The organism is Streptomyces sp. NPDC044106 (assembly GCF_056433985.1).
Genome location: NZ_JBWKFZ010000010.1, coordinates 157,118 through 179,659 on the forward strand (window position 1 = coordinate 157,118; position 22,542 = coordinate 179,659).

The following is a 22,542-nucleotide window of genomic DNA, read 5'->3' on the forward strand; positions in this document are numbered from 1 at the left end:
CGTACCCCCGGCCGGGCACCCGTGGGGGTCGGCAATGAGTCTGTTCCGCGACGACGGCATTGTGCTGCGCACCCAGAAGCTGGGCGAAGCGGACCGCATCATGCTGCTGTCTTCCGGGGGGCGACCCCCGTACCCCCGGCCGGGCACCCGTGGGGGTCGGCAATGAGTCTGTTCCGCGACGACGGCATTGTGCTGCGCACCCAGAAGCTGGGCGAAGCGGACCGCATCATCACGCTGCTCACGCGCGGTCACGGGCGGGTACGCGCCGTGGCCCGCGGGGTGCGCCGCACCAAGTCCAAGTTCGGGGCGCGGCTCGAACCCTTCTCCCACGTCGACGTGCAGTTCTTCGCGCGGGGGAGCGAACTCGTCGGGCGCGGGCTTCCCCTGTGTACGCAGAGTGAGACGATCGCCCCGTACGGCAGCGGGATCGTCACGGACTACGCGCGCTACACGGCCGGGACGGCCATGCTGGAGACCGCCGAGCGGTTCACCGACCACGAGGGTGAGCCGGCCGTGCAGCAGTATCTGCTGCTCGTCGGCGCGCTGCGGGTCCTGGCCCGCGGCGAGCACGAGCCCCACCTCGTGCTCGACGCCTTCCTGCTCCGCTCCCTGGCCGTCAACGGCTACGCGCCGAGCTTCACCGACTGCGCGAAGTGCGGCATGCCGGGACCGAACCGCTTCTTCTCCGTCGCGGCGGGCGGATCGATTTGCGTCGACTGCCGGGTGCCCGGCAGCGTCGTGCCGTCGGCGGAGACGCTCACGCTGCTCGGCGCGCTGCTGACCGGCGACTGGGAGACGGCGGACGCGTGCGAGGCGCGGCACGCCAGGGAGGGCAGCGGGCTTGTTTCCGCCTATCTGCACTGGCACCTGGAGCGCGGACTGCGCTCCCTGCGGTACGTAGAGAAAAGTACGTGAGCACGTGAGTACGTCGCGTGCGGTGAACAGCTAGGTAGGAGAGAGCCCCCCATGGCACGACGCGGAATCCTCGGACGGTCCCGCCGTGAGTACACGCAGCCCGAGCCGCACCCCTCGGGCGCCCGGCCGCCGAAGATCCCCGGTGAGCTCGTCCCGCGGCACGTGGCGATCGTCATGGACGGCAACGGACGCTGGGCCAAGGACCGTGGCCTGCCGCGCACCGAGGGGCACAAGGTCGGCGCCGAGCGCGTCCTCGACGTGCTCCAGGGCAGCATCGAGATGGGCGTCGGGGCGATCTCGCTGTACGCCTTCTCCACGGAGAACTGGAAACGGTCCCCGGACGAGGTGAAGTTCCTGATGAACTTCAACCGCGACTTCATCCGCAAGACCCGCGACCAGCTGGACGACCTCGGCGTGCGGGTGCGCTGGGTGGGCCGGATGCCCAAGCTGTGGAAGTCGGTCGCCAGGGAGCTGGAGATCTCCCAGGAGCAGACCAAGGACAACGACAGGCTCACCCTGTACTTCTGCATGAACTACGGCGGCCGCGCCGAGATCGCGGACGCCGCCCAGGCGATGGCGGAGGACGTGAAGGCGGGGCGGCTCAACCCGTCCAAGGTCAACGAGAAGACCTTCGCCAAGTACCTGTACTACCCGGACATGCCGGACGTCGACCTCTTCCTGCGCCCGAGCGGCGAGCAGCGCACGTCCAACTACCTGCTCTGGCAGAGCGCCTACGCCGAGATGGTCTTCCAGGACGTCCTGTGGCCGGACTTCGACCGGCGCGACCTGTGGCGGGCCTGCCTCGAATACGCCGGGCGCGACCGCCGCTTCGGCGGCGCGATCCCCAACGAGGAGCAGATCGCGAACAGTTAGGGACCTAGGCGCAGGGACACGGACAGGGCCCGTACCGTCACACCGACGGTACAGGCCCTGTTCACGTCCGTACGGGACGGCTGCGCGCTACTTGTTCGCGCACTCCTGGCACGTGCCGAAGATCTCCACCGTGTGCGCCACGTTCACGAAACCGTGCTCGCCCGCGATCGACTCGGCCCACTTCTCGACCGCCGGGCCCTCGACCTCGACCGCCTTGCCGCAGACGCGGCAGACCAGGTGGTGATGGTGGTCGCCGGTCGAGCAGCGGCGGTAGACCGTCTCGCCCTCGTTGGTGCGCAGGGCGTCGACCTCGCCCGCGTCGGCGAGGGACTGGAGGGTGCGGTAGACCGTGGTCAGACCGACCGAGTCGCCCTTGTGCTTGAGCATGTCGTGCAGCTCCTGGGCGCTGCGGAATTCGTCCACGTCGTCGAGCGCCGCGGCCACCGCCGCACGCTGGCGGGTCGACCTGCCTCGAACCGGGGCTCCCACGGTTGCCTCCTCGCGTTGCGCTCTGGTCTGGGCCTGCCGGGCCATTGTGCCAGGTCGGCCCGGAGCCAGGTCAGGTCTTGGCCACCGGCTGGGCCGGGACCGAGCACTCCGCGGGTTCACCGGCCGCCTCCGCGGCGGCCACGGCCCGCGCCCTGCGCCTGGCCAGCGGCGTCGCGAGCACGGTGAGGACGATGAAGGCACCGATGGTGAGCAGCACGATCGTCGCGCCGGGCGGGACGTCCTGGTAGTACGACGTCACCGTGCCGCCGAGCGTCGTCGCGATGCCGAGCGCCACCGAGATCACGAAGGTCGCCGCGAAGCTCCGGGTCAGCTGCTGCGCCGCCGCCACCGGCACCACCATCAGCGCGGAGACCAGGAGCAGGCCGACGACGCGCATGGCGACGGTGACGGTGACCGCCGCGGTGACGGCGGTGAGCAGGTTCAGGGCGCGCACCGGGAGCCCGGTCACGCGCGCGAACTCCTCGTCCTGGCTGACCGCGAAGAGCTGGCGGCGCAGCCCGACCGTGACGAGGACCACAAAGGCGGCGAGCAGGCAGATCGCCGTGACGTCCTCCTCGGAGACGGTCGAGAGCGAGCCGAAGAGGTACGACTGGAGGTTGGCGTTCGAGCCGCCGGGGGCGAGGTTGATGAACATGACGCCGCCCGCCATGCCGCCGTAGAAGAGCATCGCCAGGGCGATGTCGCCGCGCGTCTTGCCGTACCAGCGGATCAGCTCCATGACGACGGCGCCGACGATGGCGACCGCCGTCGCCATCCACACCGGCGAGGCCGAGAGCAGGAAGCCGAGGCCGACGCCGGTCATCGCGACGTGGCCGATGCCGTCGCCCATCAGGGCCTGGCGGCGCTGGACGAGGTAGATGCCGACGGCGGGCGCGGTGATACCGACCAGGACGGCGGCGAGCAGCGCCCGCTGCATGAAGGCGTATTCGAGGATTTCCATGATTCTTCGCCCTCGGTCAGGTCAGCAGGCCGGTGCGGACCGGTTCCGCGTCGGCGGTGTGCGGGTGGACGTGGTCGTGGCCCGGCAGGGCGTGCTGCCCGACCGCGTGCGGCGGCGGGCCGTCGTGCATGACGCAGCCGTCGCGCAGGACCACGGCGCGGTCGATCAGCGGCTCGAGAGGGCCCAGTTCGTGCAGGACGAGCAGGACGGAGGCGCCCTCGGCGACCTGCTGGCGCAGGGTGGAGGCGAGCACCTCCTGGCTGGCCAGGTCGACGCCCGCCATCGGTTCGTCCATGATCAGCAGCTCCGGCCTGGAGGCCAGGGCGCGGGCGATGAGGACGCGCTGGTGCTGGCCGCCGGAGAGCGCGTTCACGGAGTCCTTGGCGCGGTCGGTGAGGCCGACGAGGTCGATGGCGCGGGCGACGGCCTCGCGGTCGGCCTTGCGGAGCACGCCGAAGCGGGCGCGGGAGAGCCGCCCGGAGGTGACGACCTCGTTGATCGTCGCGGGCACGCCGCCCGCCGCGGTGGTGCGCTGCGGTACGTACCCGACGCGGGCCCAGTCGCGGAAGCGGCGGCGCGGGGTGCCGAAGATCTCGACCTCGCCGCCGGTGACGGGGACCTGCCCTATGACGGTGCGTACGGCGGTGGACTTGCCCGAGCCGTTGGCGCCGAGCAGGGCGACGACCTCGCCGCGGCGCACGGTGAGGTCGATGCCGCGCAGGACGGGGCGCGAGCCGAGCTCGGCCGTCACCTTGCGCAGGGATATGACGGCTTCGCCGCCGTGCCTGCCGTCACCGGAACCGGCTGTCTCGCTCATGGGTCGTGCCTCCGTAGCCGCGGGAGAGGGGGTCACTTGGCGCCCAGGGCCTTCTGCAGGGCCTTGAGGTTGGACTCCATGACCTGGATGTAGTCGTCACCCTTGGACTTGCCGCGGACGATGCCCTCGATGGGGTCGAGCACGTCGGTCTTCAGGCCGGTGTCCTTGGCGAGCGTCCGCGCCGTCTTCTCGTTGACGAGCGTCTCGTAGAAGACCGTGGTGGCGCCGTCGGCCTTCGCCATCCTCTGGAGGTCCTTGACGCGCTTGGCGCTGGGCTCGGCCTCGGGGTCCAGGCCGCTGATGGCCTCCTCGGTGAGGCCGTAGCGCTCGGCGAGGTAGCCGAAGGCGGCGTGGGTGGTGATGAAGACCTTGGAGTCGGTGTCCTTCAGGCCGTTCTTGAAGGACGTGTCCAGGCCGCCGAGCTTCTTCACGAGCTTCGCGGTGTTCTTCTTGTACGTGGCCGCGTGGTCCGGGTCGGCCTTCTCCAGGGCCTTGCCGACGCCCTCGGCGACCTCGGCGTACTTCACCGGGTCGAGCCAGATGTGCGGGTCGGCGCCGTCGTGGGAGTGGCCGTGGTCCTCTTCGTCGCCGTGGTCGTGGTCGTGCTCATCGGCGTGGCCGCCGACCTCGTTGCCGTGCTTCTCCAGGCTGGTGAGCGAGGCGGCGTCGACCTTGGTCTCGATGCCCGACTGGTCGATCGCGTCGTCCACGGCGGGCTGCAGGCCCTTGAGGTAGAGGGCGACGTCGGACTCCTCCAACTGTCCGCGCTGCCTGGCGGACACGTCGAGATCGTGCGGCTCCTGGCCGGGCTCGGTGAGAGTGGTGACGGAGACGTGGTCGCCGCCGATCTGCTCCGCGAGGTACTGCATGGGATAGAACGACGCCGTCACGGCCAGCTTGCCGTCCTTGCCGGCCGCGGTGGAGGTGGTGCAGGCGGTCAGGGCCGTGAGGCCGAGGACCGTCGCGGAGGCGAGGGCGGTGGCGGGTATGAGGCGTCGTACGTTCATGACAGTCATTTTCAACAAAAGTGGAAACGATTGTCAACAAGGGGTCCTGGCCAAGGCTGTAGCGGAACCGATTTGATTAGGGGGGTGAGGCCGCCGGTAACCTGAAGCATTCGCTCCCGAAGCCGCTGCTTTGGCAGTTACCGCTTCGCCCGCCGTCGTCATGAAGAGAGCACCGTGGCCGCCGACAAGATCGACACCATCGTCAGCCTGAGCAAGCGCCGTGGCTTTGTTTTCCCCTGTAGTGAGATCTACGGCGGACAGCGTGCCGCCTGGGACTACGGTCCGCTCGGCGTCGAGCTGAAGGAGAACCTGAAGCGCCAGTGGTGGCGCTACATGGTCACCTCGCGTGAGGACGTCGTCGGCATCGACTCGTCCGTGATCCTGGCCAGCGAGGTCTGGCAGGCCTCCGGCCACATCGCCACCTTCACGGACCCCCTCACCGAGTGCACCTCCTGCCACAAGCGCTTCCGCGCGGACCACCTGGAAGAGGCGTACGAGGAGAAGAAGGGCCGCGCCCCGGAGTCCCTCGCCGACGTCAACTGCCCCAACTGCGGCAACAAGGGCCAGTTCACCGAGCCCAAGCAGTTCTCCGGCCTGCTCTCCACCCACCTCGGCCCGACCCAGGACAGCGGCTCCGTCGCCTACCTGCGCCCCGAGACCGCGCAGGGCATCTTCACCAACTTCGCCCAGGTCCAGCAGACCTCGCGCCGCAAGCCGCCGTTCGGCATCGCGCAGATGGGCAAGTCCTTCCGCAACGAGATCACGCCCGGCAACTTCATCTTCCGCACCCGCGAGTTCGAGCAGATGGAGATGGAGTTCTTCGTCAAGCCGGGCGAGGACGAGAAGTGGCAGGAGTACTGGATGGAGCAGCGCTGGAACTGGTACACCGGCCTGGGCCTGCGCGAGGAGAACATGCGGTGGTTCGAGCACCCGCAGGAGAAGCTCTCCCACTACTCCAAGCGCACCGCTGACATCGAGTACCGCTTCCAGTTCGGCGGCAGCGAGTGGGGCGAGCTGGAAGGCGTCGCCAACCGCACCGACTACGACCTGTCGGCGCACTCCAAGGCCTCCGGCCAGGACCTCTCCTACTTCGACCAGGAGGCCGGCGAGCGCTACACGCCGTACGTCATCGAGCCCGCGGCCGGTGTCGGCCGCACCATGCTCGCGTTCCTGCTCGACTCGTACTTCGAGGACGAGGCGCCCAACGCCAAGGGCAAGCTGGAGAAGCGCACGGTCATGCGCTTCGACCACCGCCTCGCTCCGGTGAAGGTCGCCGTCCTGCCGCTCTCCCGCAACCCTGAGCTGTCCCCGAAGGCCAAGGGCCTCGCGGCGGCCCTCCGGCAGAACTGGAACATCGATTTCGACGACGCGGGCGCCATCGGCCGCCGCTACCGCCGCCAGGACGAGATCGGCACGCCGTACTGCGTCACCGTCGACTTCGACACCCTCGACGACAACGCCGTGACGGTGCGCGAGCGCGACTCGATGAAGCAGGAGCGGGTCTCCCTCGACCAGATCGAGGGCTACCTCGCCACGCGCCTCGTGGGCTGCTGACGCGCGTACGCCCCCTGGGTGAGATCCACGCGAAGCCCCCGGTTCCGGGTCACGGAACCGGGGGCTTCGCGCGCACGGCGGGGCTGCGGGGAGTCTGGACGAGGACCGACGCGTCCTGCGGCTGAGGGGTGAGGAGCAGCGTCATGTGGTACGCCCGGGGCGCGCTGCCGTCCCGCGGTGTGAGCTCGATGGTCCGCGGGGCGAACTCGCCGACCGACCTGCAGGCCCACCAGTCGTCCAAGTCCGGCCGCACGGATCGCAGTTGCGCCGTGAGCCGTAGGAAGCTCGCGTCCCCGGGCCGGCGGTCGGCGTGCGTGCGCAGGTGCCGGTAGAGGTCCATGGCCACGGACTCCCAGCCGGGCAGCAGCCGCTGGTGCCGTTCGTCGCCGACGAGCAGGAGCAGCAGATTGCGCCGCTCGGCGGGGAGCTCCGCGGGGTCGGGCCACACGTCGGCGTACGCGCGGTTCCGGGCGAGGATGTCCAGGGCGGGGCCGAGGAGCAGCGCCGGGCTGTCGGGCCAGCTGTCGAGCACGGCGCGGAGTGCGGGGGCGACCGGAGCGGGCGGCTCCTCGGCGGGGGGAGCGGATCCGGCGGGAGCGAACCCGACGGGAGCGAATCCGGCGAGGGCGAGGGCGTGCCGGTGGGAGGCGTCGTCGAGGCGCAGGGCGCGGGCCACGGCGTCGAGCACCTGCCGCGAGGTGTCGACGCGGCCCTGTTCAAGCCAGGTGTACCAGGCGACGGAGACCCCCGAGAGCACGGCGACCTCCTCGCGGCGCAGCCCCGAGGTGCGTCGGCGGGCGGTAGTGGGCAGCCCCACGTCGCCGGGGGAGGTCCGCTCCCGGTGGGCCCGCAGAAACCCGCCGAGTCCGCGCCGGAGCGCGGCGGTCGCGGTCGCGGCGGCGGTCTCGTTGGTGGTTGCGGTGACGGTCTCCGTCGTGGTCGCCATGGCGCCAGCCTATGACCCGGACTCACCCCCACAGATGCCCCACTGGTTGCGGTGCCCGCCGGGCCGGAGGCTGGACCCATGACTCAAACCCCTGTGATGTGGCGCCGCCGCAACGACTCCACGGACCTGACCGAACCCCGACCCTTCATCCGCGTCTACACGGGCCCCGGCACGCTGGACGCCCTGGCCGCGTCGTACGAACGGCTGCTCGGCACCGAACGCGACATGTGGTTCACCTACCCCGAGAAGAACCTCGCCCTCGCGGCGGTCGGCGCCTTCCTCCTGATCGAGGGCACGGAGGAGACCCTGGCGCCGTTCCGCGCGACGCACGGCACACTCCTGGTCGACTCGGCGGCCACGTACCTGGACCGGCTCGCGGCGGAGGGCGCGGAGATCACCGAACCGCTGATCAAGGTCCCGACGGGCTCGGGCTTCACGGCGCGGCACCGGGACGGCACGGTGATCGAGTACGTGGAGCACCGGCCGAGGGACGACGGGCGCTAGGCGGGCCTAGTCCTCCACGTCCTCGTCCTCGTCCTCGCCCTGGGACCACGCGGCGACCGGAAGCGACAGGTAGATGCCGAAGTCGTCGCATCCGGTCGCGGCCCTGACGCCGTCGTGCAGCCGGTCCACCCGCTCCTGGCGGTTGCCGGCCCGGCTCTCGAACCACTTCGACCGGATCTCGATCACGAAGTCGAGGCCGCTGCGGTCCCACGGCCCGAGCTCACGGAAGCGCAGCTCCACGTCGCCAGGCCGCAGATCGCCGTCGTAGGGCTCCTCGGGGCACTCCACCGCCAGGGACACCAGGTGGGGGAGGACCGAACCGAGTTCGCGGAGCGTCGCTTCGGGGACGTGGGGCGCGTAAGTGATCTCGACGAGCGGCATCCGATCACTGTATCCGCGGCTCCCCGGCCCCTGTTGTGGCCCTCCCTAGGCCCGCAGGCCCCGCAGGGTCAGGTCGAGGACCGCCGTGAACGCGTCCTCGATGCCGGGGCGGGACCAGTGCGGCGCGTAGGACGGGTCGTGGAAGCGGGAGGTGGCGTCGAAGACGGCGCGGGCCGTCACCGCGGGGTCGGCGGACGCGAAGTCGCCGCTGTCCACGCCCTGTTGCACGATCGCGGTCAGCTGTCCCGTGAGTTCGGCGATGTGGTGGTCGACCACGTCGCTGTTCTCGTCGGTCAACACCAGGTACGTGGCGAAGAGTTCGGGATCGTCACCGGCCTTGTGCTGCTTGGCCTCGAAGAGCCCTGTCAGCCAGAGCCGCAGCTTCGTCGCGGGCGGCTCGGCGCCGGTGACGATCCCGGAGAGCGACTCGGACGTACGGTCCAGCCAGCGCCGTGTCACCGCGCCGCGCAGCTCCGCCTTCGTGCGGAAGTGGCGGTACACCGTGCCGTGGCTCACCCCGAGGGCGCGGGCCACGTCGACGACCGTGGCCTTGGCCGCACCGTGCCTGCGCAGCACCTCCTCGGTCGCTTCGAGGATGCGCTCGGGGGTCAGGGGAGCCGCGGTTGCCATGGCACAGACCGTACCCGTGGCCGGTTCAGCGCTCGCTGTCGAGGTGTGCCATCTGCGCCTGCGGGTAGCGCGCGCCGGCCGCCGCGTCCGCGGGCACGGCCGCCTCGATCGCCGCCAGGTCCGCGTCGTCGAGCGTCACGTCGAGGGCGCCGAGCGCCTCGTCGAGCCGGTCCCTGCGGCGCGCGCCGACCAGTGGCACGACGGCCGCGCCGTGCCGGGGGCCCTGCGCGAGGACCCAGGCGATGGCGGTCTGCGCGACGCTGACGCCCTTCTGGTCGGCGATCTTCCGCAGGGCGTCGACCAGGTCGAGGTTGCGGTCGAGGTTCTCGCCCTGGAAGCGGGGGCTCATCGAGCGGAAGTCGTTCGCGGCGAGCTGCCGGTCGCGGGTGAAGTGGCCGGAGATCAGGCCGCGCGAGAGCACGCCGTACGCCGTGACGCCGATACCCAGCCCGGCGACGGTCGGCAGGATCTCCGCCTCGATGCCGCGCGAGATGAGGGAGTACTCGATCTGCAGGTCGGAGATGGGGGCCGTGGCCGCCGCCCGGCGGATCGTGTCGGCGCCGACCTCGGAGAGGCCGATGTGCCGTACGTACCCCTTCTCGACCAGCTCCGCGATGGCGCCCACCGTCTCCTCGATCGGGACGTCGGGGTCGATGCGGGCGATGCGGTAGACGTCGATGTGGTCGACGCCGAGGCGCTGCAGCGAGTACGCGGCGAAGTTCCTGACCGCGGCCGGGCGGCCGTCGTACCCCGACCAGCCGCCGTCCGGATCGCGCAGGGCGCCGAACTTGACGCTGGTCAGCGCCTGCTCGCGGCGGGCGGCCGGGGCGGTGCGCAGGGCCTCGCCGATCAGCATTTCGTTGTGGCCCATGGCGTAGAAGTCGCCGGTGTCCAGGAGGGTGACGCCCGCTTCGAGGGCGGCGTGGATCGTCGCGATCGATTCGGTGCGGTCCGCGTCCCCGTAGAGCGCGGACATGCCCATGCAGCCGAGGCCGAGGGCGGCGGTGCGGGGGCCGGTGGTTCCGAGAGTGAGAGTGCGCATGCGTCCACGATGACATGACGGATGACAGATTTCAATATCTGTCATCTGTCAGTCGTTCCTCGCGAGCTGTCGGCTCCCGTCTGTCACCTCGCCACAGCCACCGCCTCCGGCCGCGCCTCCTTCTCCAGCCGCTCCGCCGTCCTGCGTGCCGAGTCGCGCGCCCACCGTCCGCTGGTCAGCGCCCCGAGCAGCAGTACGGCCAGACCGCAGCCCGCGATGATCCACCAGGCGGGGCGGCTCGCCTGTGTGAAGTCGTCCGCGTACGAGGAGGACGCCACGCCCGAGGCGAGGACCGCGCCGATCACCGCGACGCCCAGCGTCGTGCCGATCTGGCGGCTGGTGGACGCGACGGCCGCGGCGACGCCCGCCTGGGCACGCGGCATCCCGGAGACCGCCGTGTTGGTGATCGGCGCGTTCACGAAGCCGAAGCCGAGGCCGAAGAGGAGGTAGCCGAGGAGGCGCGTCCCGCTGGAGGCCGCCGCGTCGAACCCGGCGAAGAGGACGCCCGACGCCGTCATCGTCACCCCCGCGATCAGCAGCGGGATCCGTGGGCCGCGGCTGCCCACCAGACGGCCCGACAGCGGCCCGCAGACCAGCGCCATGGCCGCGATCGGCAGCATCCACAGCCCGGCGTGCAGGGCGTCGAGACGCAGCACGTCCTGGAGGTAGAGCGTGGAGAGGAAGAGGAAGCCGCTGAGCGACGCGAAGGCGCAGACCGCGATCACCGTCGCCCCGCTGAACGGCACCGACCGGAAGAAGCGCAGGTCGATGAGGGGCTGATCGCGGCGCGGCTCGTACCGCAGCAGCCCGGCAAGGCCGAGCACCGCCGTGCCCGCGGAGGCGAGGATCAGCGGTGAGGTCCAGCCGGCCCGCGGCGCCTCGATGATCGCGTACGTCAGCGCGCCGAGCAGCACGATCACGAGCAACTGCCCCACCGGGTCGGGGCGGCGCGGCTGCGGGGCGCGCGATTCGGGGACGTACCGCAGGGTGAGGAGGAGCGCGGCGAGGCCCACCGGCACGTTGATCAGGAAGATCGAGCGCCAGCCGACCGAGTCCACGAGGACGCCGCCGACCAGCGGGCCCGCCGCGAGCGAGATTCCGGACACGCCGCCCCAGACGCCGATGGCACGGGCCCGCTCGCGCGGCTCGGTGAACGTGTTCGTGATGATCGACATGGCGACCGGGTTGAGCATGGAGCCGCCGACCGCCTGCACCATGCGGAAGGCCACCAGGAATTCGAGGCTGGGGGCGACCGAGCAGAGCACCGAACCGAGTGTGAAGATCACGAGCCCCGCCAGGAAGATCTTGCGGCGGCCGATCCGGTCGGCGGTCGAGCCCGAGAGCATCAGGAGCGAGGCGAGGACGAGCGTGTACGCGTCCACCGTCCACTGCATCCCCGAGACGCTCGCGTCGAACTCCTTCTGCAGGGTGGGCAGCGCGACGTTCAGGACCGTGTTGTCGAGGGTGACGATGAGCAGGCTCGAACAGCAGATCGCCAGGACGAGCATCCGTCGGCGGTGAGTGAGTTCATCGGGCATCTTTCGACGGTAGTTCGGCGGAGGGCTCAGGGCGCGGGGTGGGGCCGGGCGAGAGCAACGGGTGGGGAGGGGGTGACGGGCGGGGGGAGGGGGTGACGGGGTTGAGCGCCGGGCTCAGCTCAGCGTTCGCGGCAACCGCAGGCTCAGCAGGGCCAGGCCGAGCAGGCCCGCGAGCTGCACGCCGAGCCCGCTCACGAACGCGTCCCGCATGCCGAGATCCGGCACCAGCGCCAGGAAGAGCGAGCCGATCGTCGCCACCCCCACGGCCAGGCACGACTGCTGCACGGTCGCGGCGAGCCCGCTGCCCGCGCCCGCCCGCGCGGCCGGAACGGCGGCGAGTGCGACGCGGTAGTAGAGCGCGAGCTGGACGCCCTGGCCGAGGCCGCAGAGGAGCAGCCCGGGGGCGAGGGCGAGCGGGTCGAGGGCGGACCACGGCGTCCACAGCACCGTAAGGCCGAGCACGGTGAGGCCCGCGACGTGCACGAGGGCGGCGCGGGTCATCGCACGGGTGCCCCAGCGGCGCACCAGACGCGGCACGAGCATCGACGCCGGAATCTGCGTCAGACCCATCGGGACCACCGCAAGGCCCGCCTTCAACGCCCCGTAACCCAGGCCCTGCTGAAGAATGATCGCGAACCCGAACATGAAGCCGCTGAACCCGATGAAGATCGGCACACCGAGAACCAGACTCCTGCGTACGCCCGGCTCGCGCAGCAGCGACGGAGGCAGCAGCGGACTCCCACCGGTGTGCTCGGCGCGCCGCTCCACGGCCCCGAACGCCCAGCCGAGCAGCGGCGCCGCGACCAGCAGCAGTACGGACCACAGCGGCCAGCCCGTCGCGCGGCCCTCCGTCAGGGGCAGCAGCAGCGCGGTCAGCGCGCAGGCGAACAGGACCGTGCCGAGGACATCGCTCCGCGCGGGCCGCTCGGCACGGCTGTCAGGCACCGCGCGCCCGCCGATGACCAGGGCCGCCACCGCGACCGGCACGTTGACGAGGAACACGGCGCGCCAGCCGGTACCGCCCAGGTCGGCGGCGACCAGGGCGCCGCCGAGCGCCTGCCCGAGCAGACCCGCGATACCGCTCACGGCGCCGTACAGGGCGACGGTCCGCGCCCGCCGCTCGCCGCGCGTCGTCGCGTGGATGGTCCCGAGAACCTGCGGCAGCATCAGCGCGGACGCGGCACCCTGGGCCACCCGCGCCCCCACCAGCCACCACGCGCCGGGCGCGACCCCGCAGGCCAACGAGGTCAGCCCGAAGGCGGCCACACCCCACAGGAACAGCTTCCTGCGCCCGTACGTATCGCCGAGCCGCCCCCCGAGCACGAGCAGCACGGCGTACGCCACCGCGTAGCCCGCGACGACCATCTCCAACGTGGCGGGGGAGGCGTTCAGGTCGCGCTCGATGCTGGGCAGGGCGACGTTGACGATGAAGAAGTCGATGCTGGAGAGGGAGGCGCCGAGGAGGAGGGTGAGGAGGGCGAGGGGGGTGAGGGAGGGGCTGAGGGGGGTGAGGGGCGGGGTCGGACTCGCGTGGGGCTTGTCTGAGGAGTACTTGTACGAGGAGTACTTGTCCGACGGGCTGCGGCTCAGCTTGTCGGAGGAGCTGCGGACCAGCTCGCCGGGTGAGCTGCAGTCCAGGTTGTCGGAGGAGCTGCAATCCAGGTTGTCGGAGGAGCTGCGGCCCAGCTTGTCGGAGGAGTACTTGTCGGAGCGGTTGCCGTCGGAAGCGTTGCCGGTTGTCGTCGCGGGATGAGTCACGGATCGACCCTGTTCCGGTCCTCAGAGGGGTACCAGAGTGTCTTTATCCTGGTACCAGGCGAACCTGGAAACAGGCTGCGGGATGGCGCAGCCTGGACACGTGACGACGACCACGACCACGACGACTACCAGGACCACACCCACCACACCCACCACACCCACCACACCCACCACACCCACCACATCCGCCCCCGCCTCGCCCTCCGCCCCGTCGGCAACCGGCGCCGAGATCCGCAGGCAGGAGCTCGCCGCCTTCCTCCGCAGCCGCCGTGAACGCGTCACGCCCGAGCAGGTGGGCCTGCCCCGCGGCACCCGGCGCCGTACGCCGGGCCTGCGCCGCGAGGAGGTCGCGCAGCTCGCCTGCGTGGGCGTCACCTGGTACACGTGGCTGGAGCAGGCGCGGTCCATCAAGGTGTCCGCGCAGGTCATCGACGCGATCGCCCGGGCGCTCCTGATGGACCCCAGCGAGCGCGCCCACCTCTTCGCGCTCGCCGGAGCCGTGGACCCGCACCCCGAGGCGGAGTGCACCGCGCTCTCCGCGGAGGTCCGGCGGCTGCTGCGCCGCCTCGCCCCGTATCCGGCCAACGTGCAGAACGGCCGCTACGACGTGCTCGCGTACAACCGTTCCTGGACGCACGTCTTCGGCGACTTCGACGCGATGCCGCAGCGCGACCGCAACTGCCTGTGGCTCCTGGCCACCAGTGAGCGATGGCGCGCGACCTTCATCGACCGCGACGAGATGCTGCGCGATCTGGTCGCCAAGTTCCGCGGTTCCATGGCCGAGCACGGGGCCGAACCGGCCTGGAAGGAGCTGCGCGACCGGCTGGCCGGGGTCTCCGCCGAGTTCCGCGAGCTGTGGGAGCGGCACGAGGTGGCGACCATGTCTCCGCACGTCAAGCGCTACCAGCACCCCCAGGTCGGCCTGCTCCGCCTGGAACACCGCATGCTGTGGATGGCCCCGCTGACGCAGGCGTACCGCCTCATCGCCTACGTCCCCGCCGACGACGCGACGGAGGAGCGTCTGGAGCGGCTGGCGGAGCTGTCCGAGGAGTGAGGGACAATGAAGGGTCCCGTCATACGTTCCGGAGATCATCGATGCCGTCCCAGCCGCAGCCCCTGTCGATCGGCCCGCACACCGTGCAGCCGTCGGTCGTGCTCGCCCCCATGGCGGGCATCACGAACGCGCCTTTCCGGACGCTGTGCCGGGAGTTCAGTGGAGGCAAGGGCCTCTTCGTCAGCGAGATGATCACCACACGCGCCCTGGTGGAGCGCAACGAGAAGACGATGCAGCTGATCCACTTCGACGCGACGGAGAAGCCGCGCTCGATCCAGCTGTACGGCGTCGACCCGGCGACCGTCGGCAAGGCCGTCCGCATGATCGCGGAAGAGGACCTGGCCGACCACATCGACCTGAACTTCGGCTGCCCCGTCCCCAAGGTCACCCGCAAGGGCGGCGGCTCCGCGCTCCCGTACAAGCGCCCCCTGCTCCGCGCGATCCTGCGCGAGGCGGTCAGCGGCGCGGGCGACCTGCCGGTCACCATGAAGATGCGCAAGGGCATCAACGACGAGCACATCACCTTCCTCGACGCGGGCCGCATCGCCGTCGAGGAAGGCGTGACGGCCATCGCCCTGCACGGCCGCACCGCCGCCCAGCACTACGGCGGCACCGCCGACTGGGACGCCATCGCGCGCCTCAAGGAGCACGTCCCCGAGATCCCGGTGCTCGGCAACGGCGACATCTGGTCGGCCGCCGACGCGGTCCGCATGATGAACGAGACCGGCTGTGACGGCGTCGTCGTGGGCCGTGGCTGCCTCGGCCGCCCCTGGCTCTTCGGCGACCTGGTCGCCGCCTTCGAGGGTACGGGCGCGCCCAAGGCCCCCGACCTGCGCGAGGTCGCCGCCGTCATGCTGCGGCACGCCACCCTCCTCGGCGAGTGGATCGGCGACGAGGCGCGCGGCGTCATCGACTTCCGTAAGCACGTCGCGTGGTACCTGAAGGGCTTCGCGGTCGGTTCGGAGATGCGCAAGCGCCTCGCGATCACCTCCTCGCTCGCCGAACTGGAGGACGGACTCGGCGAGTTGGACCTCGACCAGGCGTGGCCGGCGGGCGCGGACGGCCCACGCGGCCGCACCTCGGGCAACAACCGGGTCGTCCTGCCGGACGGCTGGCTGAAGGACCCCTACGACTGCGCGGGCGTGAGCGAGGACGCGGAACTGGACACGTCGGGCGGCTGAGGCCCGGCGCCGACGACCTGGCCCGCACGCAGCGATGTGCTCACTGGTCACCGGACGCCTGGAGCATCTGGACGACGGCCGCGTTCCCTGCGGCGCTCGGCCGGGCAAGGAGACGCGCCGGACCGGTCGTACGCGAGGATGTCGGGGCCTGCGCGTCGGGGCAGCATCCCCGCACAGGATGCTGCCCCTTCTTCGCGGACCGGAGCCGACGCCGTATCGGTACTGAGGGTCGGGGACACGGCGTCGGCCCCGGGGCTCTACCGGTGGTCGCTGCCCGTCGAGTGGGACGCGGCGCGGCCGGCCTCCAGGCGGGCCACCGGGATGCGGAACGGTGAGCAGGAGACGTAGTCCAGGCCCACCTCGTGGAAGAAGTGCACGGACTCCGGGTCGCCGCCGTGCTCGCCGCAGACGCCGAGCTTCAGGTCGGGACGGGTCTCGCGGCCCGCCTTGACCGCGTCGCGGACCAGCTTGCCGACGCCGTCCTTGTCGATGGTCTCGAAGGGCGAGACCCCGAAGATGCCCTTCTCCAGGTACGCGGTGAAGAACGAAGCCTCCACGTCGTCGCGCGAGAAGCCCCAGACCGTCTGCGTGAGGTCGTTCGTGCCGAAGGAGAAGAACTCGGCGGCCTCGGCGATCTGGTCGGCGGTGAGCGCGGCGCGCGGCAGCTCGATCATCGTGCCGAGCGCCAGCTTCAGGTCGACGCCGGTCGTCTCGATGACCTCCGCGATGACCTGCTCGGCCTCGTCACGGACGATCTCCAGCTCCTGGACCGTGCCGACGAGCGGAATCATGATCTCCGCGCGCGGGTCGCCCTTGGCGCTCTTGCGCTCGGCCGCCGCCTCCGCGATGGCCCGCACCTGCATGGTGAAGAGGCCAGGGATGACCAGGCCGAGGCGTACGCCGCGCAGGCCGAGCATCGGGTTCTGCTCGTGCAGCCGGTGCACGGCCTGGAGCAGGCGCAGGTCGTTCTCGTTGGCGTCCTTGCGGGACTCGGCGAGCGCGACGCGGACGGACAGCTCGGTGATGTCCGGCAGGAACTCGTGCAGCGGCGGGTCCAGGAGGCGCACGGTGACCGGCAGGCCGTCCATCGCCTCGAAGAGCTCCACGAAGTCCTGCTTCTGGAGCGGGAGGAGCTCCTTGAGCGCGTCCTCGCGCTCGTCGTCCGCGTCGGCGAGGATCAGCCGCTCGACCATCTCGCGGCGCTCGCCGAGGAACATGTGCTCGGTGCGGCACAGGCCGATGCCCTGCGCGCCGAAGCGGCGGGCGCGCAGCGCGTCCTCGGCGTTGTCCGCGTTGGCGCGCACCCGCAGGCGGCGCACCCGGTCCGCGTACGCCATGATCCGGTGCACGGCGGCGACCAACTCGTCGGCGTCGTCGGCGCCGGCGTGCATGCGGCCCTCGAAGTACTCGACGACGGGAGAGGGGACCACGGGCACCTCGCCCAGGTAGACCTTGCCCGTCGAACCGTCGATGGAGACGGTGTCGCCCTCCTCGACGACCACGCCGCCCGGCGCGGTGAGGCAGCGCCGCTTGGTGTCGACCTCCAGCTCCTCGGCGCCGCAGACACAGGTCTTGCCCATGCCGCGCGCCACGACGGCGGCGTGCGAGGTCTTGCCGCCGCGCGAGGTCAGGATGCCCTCGGCGGCGATCATGCCGTCGAGGTCGTCGGGGTTGGTCTCGCGGCGGATCAGGATGACCTTCTCGCCCGAACGCGACCACTTGATCGCGGTGTACGAGTCGAAGACCGCCTTGCCGACCGCGGCACCCGGTGACGCGGCGATGCCCCGGCCGAGCTGCTCGACCTTCGCGTTCTCGTCGAAGCGGGGGAACATCAGCTGCGCGAGCTGCGCGCCGTTGACGCGCTGGAGCGCCTCGGCCTCGTCGATCAGGCCCTGGTCCACGAGCTGCGTCGCGATGCGGAAGGCGGCACCCGCGGTGCGCTTGCCGACGCGGGTCTGGAGCATCCACAGCTGGCCGCGCTCGATGGTGAACTCGATGTCGCAGAGGTCCTTGTAGTGCGTCTCAAGGGTCTCCATGATCTGCATGAGCTGGTCGTACGACTTCTTGTCGATCTGCTCGAGATCGGCGAGCGGCACGGTGTTGCGGATGCCCGCGACGACGTCCTCGCCCTGCGCGTTCTGGAGGTAGTCGCCGTACACGCCCTGATGGCCGCTGGCCGGGTCGCGGGTGAACGCGACGCCCGTGCCGGAGTCGGGGCCGAGGTTGCCGAAGACCATCGAGCAGACGTTGACGGCCGTGCCGAGGTCGTGCGGGATGCGCTCCTGGCGGCGGTAGAGCTTGGCGCGGTCGGTGTTCCACGATTCGAAGACCGAACGGATCGCGAGGTCCATCTGCTCGCGCGGGTCCTGCGGGAAGTCCCGCCCGGCCTCCGTCTTGACGATCTTCTTGAACCTGGTGACCAGCTTCTTCAGGTCGGCGGCCTCGAGGTCGGTGTCGACCGTGACCTTCTTGGCCTCCTTGGCCTTCTCCAGCGCGTCCTCGAAGAGGTCGCCGTCGACGCCGAGTACGGTCTTGCCGAACATCTGGATGAGGCGGCGGTAGGAGTCCCACGCGAAGCGGTCGTCGCCGGACTGCTTGGCGAGGCCCGTCACGGACTTGTCGGAGAGCCCGATGTTCAGGACGGTGTCCATCATGCCGGGCATCGAGAACTTGGCGCCGGAGCGGACCGAGACGAGCAGCGGGTCGTCGGCCTGGCCGAGCTTCTTGCCCATCTTCTTCTCGAGGGCGTCGAGGTGCGCACTCACCTCGTCCCGCAGCTCGACGGGCTCCTCACCGCTGCCGAGGTAGGTCTTGCAGGCCTCGGTGGTGATGGTGAAGCCCGGCGGGACGGGCAGCCCGAGGTTGGTCATCTCGGCGAGGTTCGCGCCCTTCCCGCCGAGAAGGTCCTTGAGGTCCCTGTTGCCCTCGGTGAAGTCGTAAACGAACTTCACGTCCGCGGTCGTCTCACTCGTGTGAGCTACGTGGGAATCTTTGTTTTCCGACACGGGTCTCGACTCCTCGAGGACTCGGTGGCTGCCCTGACGGCGAGGAACATACCCAGATCGAAGGCTCATGGGTACGTCCACTTGTGCGTCATACGGCCGTAACCACCCGTCCGCCGCTAGATCGAAAGTGACTGAGCGGTAGCCAAGACCTCCTACATTTGTTCAAGTCTTGAACACACGCCGTCCTCTGTGCTCGCTAAACGCTCAGGTGAGCGGGGAAATCTCAGATGTGAGTTCATCTCGTGAATGATCGAGCAGTGGCACTGAGTGCCACTCTTTGGAGAAGTGCACCCGCTCATGAAGTGCTCATCTGAGCGCAAGGGCTATCAGGGGTGGCGAGAATCACGCCGTTTGGAGGGGCCGAATGTCAGCATCCGGACCCTCTGAAGAGGGTCCGGACTCCCTGAAGTGCGGTGGAGTACTTCGCGGACGCCGGTGAGGAAGGGAGTTCCGGACAGATCTCAGTCGTCGATCCCCGACCTCTCCACCCCCGCCACGATCCACCGTTGGAAGAACAGGAACACGACCAGGAGCGGCACGATCGACACCGCCGCCGCGACGAACAGTTCGTGCAGGCGGATGACCTGGGACGTGGTGAACGTGGCCAGGGCCACCTGGACCGTCCACGCGTCGCGGTCCTGGCCGATCACCAGGGGCCACAGGAAGGAGTTCCAGGCGCCGATGAACACGATCGTGCCGACCGCGGCGAAGACGGGACGGGAGTTGGGCACCACCACCCGCCAGTACGTGCGCCAGTAGCCGAGGCCGTCCACCCGTGCCGCGTCCTCCAGTTCCCTGGGGAAGCCCAGGAAGTACTGGCGGAAGATGAAGCAGGCGAAGGCCGAGAACAGGGTGGGGACGATCAGGCCGCGCAGGGTCGACACCCAGCCGAGCGACGAGACCAGGACGAAGCTTGGTACGAAGGTGACGGCGGCCGGGACCATCATCGTGCCGAGGATCGCGTAGAAGACCTGGTTCGCGAACCGGTAGGGGATGCGCGCCAGGCCGTACCCGGCGAGCGAGGCGAGGACGAGGGTGCCCAGCGTCGTCGCGACCGCGATCAGCGTCGAGTTGAGCAGGGCCCTCGCCATCGGCACCGTCGGGTCGTCGAACAGCTCGGAGAGGTTCGACCAGTGCAGGGTGGAGGGGAAGAACGTCCAGTCGGGGGACGTGATGTCGTCCTCGGACGCGAGGCCGTTGCGTACGAGGAGGTAGAAGGGGATCAGGAAGAGGAGCGCCAGGGCGATCAGCAGGACGAGGCGCAGGGCGCGGCCCGTGCGGACCAGGGCGTCGTCCATGGGGCGGTGCGGAGCCTTCGCCGGGTTCCCCGGCCTCTTCGGGTCGGCACGCTTCGCGGATGTGGTCATGGCGCTCAGTCCTCCTTTCCGCCGAGGCCGAACCAGCGCGCCTGGCCGATCGTCACCACCGCGATGATCAGGGCGAGGATCACCGCGCCCGCGCTGCCGAAGCCGAGGTTCTGCTCCTGGCCGAGCGCCGTGTAGTAGAGGTAGACGAGCGGCGGACGGGCGTAGGGCGGGTAGCCCTGGGAGTCCGAGAGCAGGTTGTAGAACTCGTCGAAGGCCTGGAAGGCGTTGATGACCAGGAGCAGCGTCACGGCGACCGAGGTGGTGCGCAGCTGTGGGAGCGTGATGTGGCGAAGCACCTGCCAGCCGGGCCGCGCCCCGTCCACCGCAGCCGCCTCGTAGAGGGTGGGGGAGATCCGTTGCAGGCCGGCCAGGAAGAGGATCATGTAGAAGCCGGCCTGGAGCCAGAGCCGTACGGTGACGATGACCAGCCAGTACCAGGGCGGGTCCGTCGTCGAGAGCCAGGCGGTCTGGTCGGCGCCGAACCAGCCGAGGACGGTGTTGGCGAGCCCGAACCGCACCCCGTTGAAGATCGACAGCTTCCAGATCAGCGCCGCCACGACGTAACTGCACGCGGCCGGCAGGAAGAAGACCGAACGGAAGAAGGCCTGGGCGCGGCGCATCCGGTTCACCATCAGCGCGAGCGCGAGGGACAGCACGAACGTCGTCGGCACGATGAAGGCGGAGAACACCGCGAAGGTGACGAGGCTGTCGGTGAAAGCGTCGTTCCGCAGCATCGACGTGTAGTTGTCGAATCCGATGAAGTCGGTCGGCGAGACCGTGTTGTGGGCGTCGAAGAAGCTCAGGTACACGCTCCAGGCGAGCGGTACGTACGTGAAGAGGATCAGGCCGAGCGCGAAGGGGCCGACGAAGACCCAGAACCAGAGGGTGCGGTTCTGGGTGCCGAGCAGGGCTTTCGCGGGGCGGCGGCGCGTCTTCGGCGTATCCGGCCCATCTGACGCCTTCGGCTCGGAGTTCGCGGAGTTCGCGGCGGGACCCGTGGCCAACGCCCGCCTCACGACTTCTTCTTGGCGCGGTCCAGCTCCGCCCGCACCTTGCGTACGACGGACTTCAGCTCGCTCTCCGGGTTCGCGCCGGACTTGATGATCCGGCTCAGCGCGTCCTGGTACGCGGTGCGGCTCGGCGGAGTCCACAGCAGCGGCTGGGCGTAGCCGTACTGTGTGGAGTAGCGCACGGCGTCCGCCGCAGGGCCCTCCTTCAGCTTGTCGGCCTTCTGCGCCAGGGAGAGCCTGGCCGGGATGTGGAAGCCGTACGACAGCGCGAAGTCCTCCTGGTACTCCGTCCTGTCGATCCACAGCCACTTCAGGAAGTCCTTCGCCTCTTTCTTGTGGTCGCTGCGGGCGCTCACCGCCGCGCCGTACGCCCCCACGGGCAGCGCCGGTTTCCCGCCCGGCCCGTCGGCGGGCAGCGCCAGCACGCCGAAGTCGTCGCCAAGCTCCTTGCGCACGGCGGGCAGCGCCCACAGCCCGCACCACTGCATGGCGGTCAGCTCCTGCACGAACGCCGACGGGTCCGACCAGTCGGCGGGCGCGCCGAGCAGCAGCGACTTGTCGGCGTACAGCTGGTGCAGCTTGCCCAGGATGCGGGCGGCCGCCGGGTCGTCGAAGCCGACCTCGCCGTCCTCGGTGACGGAGGAGAGACCGGCCGCGTACAGGGGTGTGATGCCCAGCGCACCGGCGCCGCCGTCATTGCCGAGGAAGAGGCCCTTCACCTTCTTCGTGGTGGTCGCCTTCGCCGCGTCGACCAGCTCGTCCATGCTCTTCGGCGGCCGCACGCCCGCGTCGTCGAGCAGGCTCTTGCGGTAGTAGAGCAGGTGCATGTCGGCGACCTGCGGAATGGCCCAGATCTTGCCGTCGTACGTTTTGGGAGCGAGCAGCACCGGGTTGAAGTCGTCCTTCACACCCTCGAACAGGTCGGTGAGGTCGACGACCTGGCCGCCCCTGATCTGGTCCAGGGACGGGCCGTTGACCTCGAAGACGTCGGGCCCCGAGTCGGTGAGCAGGGACGCGGCGGTCTGCTCGTCGTAGTTGCCCGGGCGCCACTGGACGCTGACGTCCGCCTTCTTGTACGCGGCGGCGTACCGCTTCACGGCCTGCTCGGTGCCCGCCTCGCCGTACTGGTGGTACCACTGCGCGAGCCGCGGGCCCTTGCCGCCCGAACCGCCGCCGTCGCGCCCGGTGTTGGACCCGCACGCGCTGAGCAGCCCGAGCGCCGCGCCGGCCGCGACCGTCGTGCCCGTCCCGAGCAGTGTCCTGCGGCTGATGGTCATGCTGGTCGTCCCCCTGCGTGGTGTGTCGGAACTCCGTGGCGTGGCCTTGTGTGCCCGGCTCAACGATCAACCATGCAGAGGGATTACGACAGGGGTGTTGCGGCCGAGTGTCACCCTCCGGACACCCGGGCCGCCCCGACGAGTGTCAACGGGCCGTCAAGGTGTGCCGACGGTGTGTATATGCCTCGTCAACGGGCGACGACGTGGGCACGCGGCTGTTCTACCGTGCCGCA

At 70.2% G+C, this 22,542-nt stretch carries 20 protein-coding genes; 6 read left to right on the forward strand and 14 right to left on the reverse strand.

What is annotated here, in order from left to right:
- The first annotated feature begins 162 nt into the window (after window positions 1-162).
- Together recO and AC07DI_RS19745 are read left to right on the forward strand one after the other, a co-directional pair.
- Entirely contained in the window at window positions 163-915 is a 753-nt protein-coding gene (gene recO / locus AC07DI_RS19740; RefSeq protein ID WP_384255211.1) for a DNA repair protein RecO, read from the forward strand.
- Window positions 916-966: 51 nt separating this feature from the next.
- The gene (locus AC07DI_RS19745) at window positions 967-1,788 is read left to right on the forward strand and encodes an isoprenyl transferase (RefSeq protein ID WP_384255213.1); all 822 of its coding nucleotides are present in this window, start codon (window positions 967-969) and stop codon (window positions 1,786-1,788) included.
- A gap of 87 nt (window positions 1,789-1,875) precedes the next feature.
- On the opposite strand, the gene AC07DI_RS19750 is transcribed toward AC07DI_RS19745, so the two are convergent.
- From AC07DI_RS19750 to AC07DI_RS19765, 4 genes are read right to left on the reverse strand one after another with little or no spacing between them, the layout of a single operon-like run.
- Complete coding sequence (locus tag AC07DI_RS19750) at window positions 1,876-2,322, reverse strand: Fur family transcriptional regulator (RefSeq protein ID WP_384255216.1); 447 nt, start codon at window positions 2,320-2,322, stop codon at window positions 1,876-1,878.
- A 25-nt stretch (window positions 2,323-2,347) separates the two neighbouring features.
- Window positions 2,348-3,238, reverse strand: a complete 891-nt coding sequence (locus tag AC07DI_RS19755) for a metal ABC transporter permease (RefSeq protein WP_384255218.1) — start codon at window positions 3,236-3,238, stop codon at window positions 2,348-2,350.
- A 16-nt stretch (window positions 3,239-3,254) separates the two neighbouring features.
- Window positions 3,255-4,055 (reverse strand): metal ABC transporter ATP-binding protein, encoded by an 801-nt coding sequence (locus AC07DI_RS19760; protein ID WP_384255220.1) that lies wholly within the window; start codon window positions 4,053-4,055, stop codon window positions 3,255-3,257.
- 32 nt (window positions 4,056-4,087) lie between these two features.
- Window positions 4,088-5,062, reverse strand: coding sequence for a metal ABC transporter solute-binding protein, Zn/Mn family (locus AC07DI_RS19765; protein WP_384255223.1), 975 nt, complete (start codon window positions 5,060-5,062; stop codon window positions 4,088-4,090).
- Window positions 5,063-5,236: 174 nt separating this feature from the next.
- Here AC07DI_RS19765 and AC07DI_RS19770 point away from each other — a divergent pair, with 174 nt between their 5' ends.
- Entirely contained in the window at window positions 5,237-6,616 is a 1,380-nt protein-coding gene (locus AC07DI_RS19770; protein ID WP_384255225.1) for a glycine--tRNA ligase, read from the forward strand.
- A 49-nt stretch (window positions 6,617-6,665) separates the two neighbouring features.
- Here AC07DI_RS19770 and AC07DI_RS19775 read toward each other — a convergent pair whose 3' ends face one another.
- Window positions 6,666-7,562, reverse strand: coding sequence for a helix-turn-helix transcriptional regulator (locus AC07DI_RS19775; protein ID WP_478905396.1), 897 nt, complete (start codon window positions 7,560-7,562; stop codon window positions 6,666-6,668).
- Window positions 7,563-7,640: 78 nt separating this feature from the next.
- Here AC07DI_RS19775 and AC07DI_RS19780 point away from each other — a divergent pair, with 78 nt between their 5' ends.
- Complete coding sequence (locus AC07DI_RS19780) at window positions 7,641-8,066, forward strand: VOC family protein (protein WP_384255230.1); 426 nt, start codon at window positions 7,641-7,643, stop codon at window positions 8,064-8,066.
- A gap of 6 nt (window positions 8,067-8,072) precedes the next feature.
- On the opposite strand, the gene AC07DI_RS19785 is transcribed toward AC07DI_RS19780, so the two are convergent.
- The 5 genes from AC07DI_RS19785 to AC07DI_RS19805 all read right to left on the reverse strand — a co-directional run bounded on the left by AC07DI_RS19785 (window position 8,073) and on the right by AC07DI_RS19805 (window position 13,415).
- Window positions 8,073-8,447, reverse strand: a complete 375-nt coding sequence (locus tag AC07DI_RS19785; protein ID WP_384255233.1) for a hypothetical protein — start codon at window positions 8,445-8,447, stop codon at window positions 8,073-8,075.
- A 45-nt stretch (window positions 8,448-8,492) separates the two neighbouring features.
- Window positions 8,493-9,077, reverse strand: a complete 585-nt coding sequence (locus AC07DI_RS19790; protein ID WP_478905397.1) for a TetR/AcrR family transcriptional regulator — start codon at window positions 9,075-9,077, stop codon at window positions 8,493-8,495.
- A 25-nt stretch (window positions 9,078-9,102) separates the two neighbouring features.
- Window positions 9,103-10,119: an aldo/keto reductase gene (locus AC07DI_RS19795; RefSeq protein WP_384255237.1), complete on the reverse strand. Its 1,017-nt coding sequence runs from the start codon at window positions 10,117-10,119 to the stop codon at window positions 9,103-9,105.
- Between the two features lie 83 nt (window positions 10,120-10,202).
- Window positions 10,203-11,657 (reverse strand): MFS transporter, encoded by a 1,455-nt coding sequence (locus tag AC07DI_RS19800; protein WP_478905398.1) that lies wholly within the window; start codon window positions 11,655-11,657, stop codon window positions 10,203-10,205.
- 114 nt (window positions 11,658-11,771) lie between these two features.
- Window positions 11,772-13,415 (reverse strand): MFS transporter, encoded by a 1,644-nt coding sequence (locus AC07DI_RS19805; protein WP_478905399.1) that lies wholly within the window; start codon window positions 13,413-13,415, stop codon window positions 11,772-11,774.
- A 100-nt stretch (window positions 13,416-13,515) separates the two neighbouring features.
- Here AC07DI_RS19805 and AC07DI_RS19810 point away from each other — a divergent pair, with 100 nt between their 5' ends.
- Both AC07DI_RS19810 and dusB read left to right on the forward strand, forming a co-directional pair.
- On the forward strand, window positions 13,516-14,469 hold the full coding sequence (locus AC07DI_RS19810) for a helix-turn-helix transcriptional regulator (protein WP_478905400.1): 954 nt from the start codon (window positions 13,516-13,518) through the stop codon (window positions 14,467-14,469).
- Window positions 14,470-14,510: 41 nt separating this feature from the next.
- Window positions 14,511-15,650 (forward strand): tRNA dihydrouridine synthase DusB, encoded by a 1,140-nt coding sequence (gene dusB / locus AC07DI_RS19815; RefSeq protein ID WP_478905401.1) that lies wholly within the window; start codon window positions 14,511-14,513, stop codon window positions 15,648-15,650.
- 257 nt (window positions 15,651-15,907) lie between these two features.
- On the opposite strand, the gene ppdK is transcribed toward dusB, so the two are convergent.
- The 4 genes from ppdK to AC07DI_RS19835 form a co-directional block, all read right to left on the reverse strand.
- Window positions 15,908-18,601 (reverse strand): pyruvate, phosphate dikinase, encoded by a 2,694-nt coding sequence (gene ppdK / locus AC07DI_RS19820; RefSeq protein ID WP_384255247.1) that lies wholly within the window; start codon window positions 18,599-18,601, stop codon window positions 15,908-15,910.
- A gap of 515 nt (window positions 18,602-19,116) precedes the next feature.
- The gene (locus AC07DI_RS19825) at window positions 19,117-19,953 is read right to left on the reverse strand and encodes a carbohydrate ABC transporter permease (protein WP_384255389.1); all 837 of its coding nucleotides are present in this window, start codon (window positions 19,951-19,953) and stop codon (window positions 19,117-19,119) included.
- A 74-nt stretch (window positions 19,954-20,027) separates the two neighbouring features.
- Window positions 20,028-20,930 carry a carbohydrate ABC transporter permease gene (locus tag AC07DI_RS19830; RefSeq protein ID WP_384255392.1) on the reverse strand — a complete coding sequence of 301 codons (903 nt, stop codon included), beginning with the start codon at window positions 20,928-20,930 and terminating at the stop codon, window positions 20,028-20,030.
- Window positions 20,931-21,034: 104 nt separating this feature from the next.
- Window positions 21,035-22,309 (reverse strand): ABC transporter substrate-binding protein, encoded by a 1,275-nt coding sequence (locus tag AC07DI_RS19835; protein ID WP_478905403.1) that lies wholly within the window; start codon window positions 22,307-22,309, stop codon window positions 21,035-21,037.
- Between the last annotated feature and the right edge of the window lie 233 nt (window positions 22,310-22,542).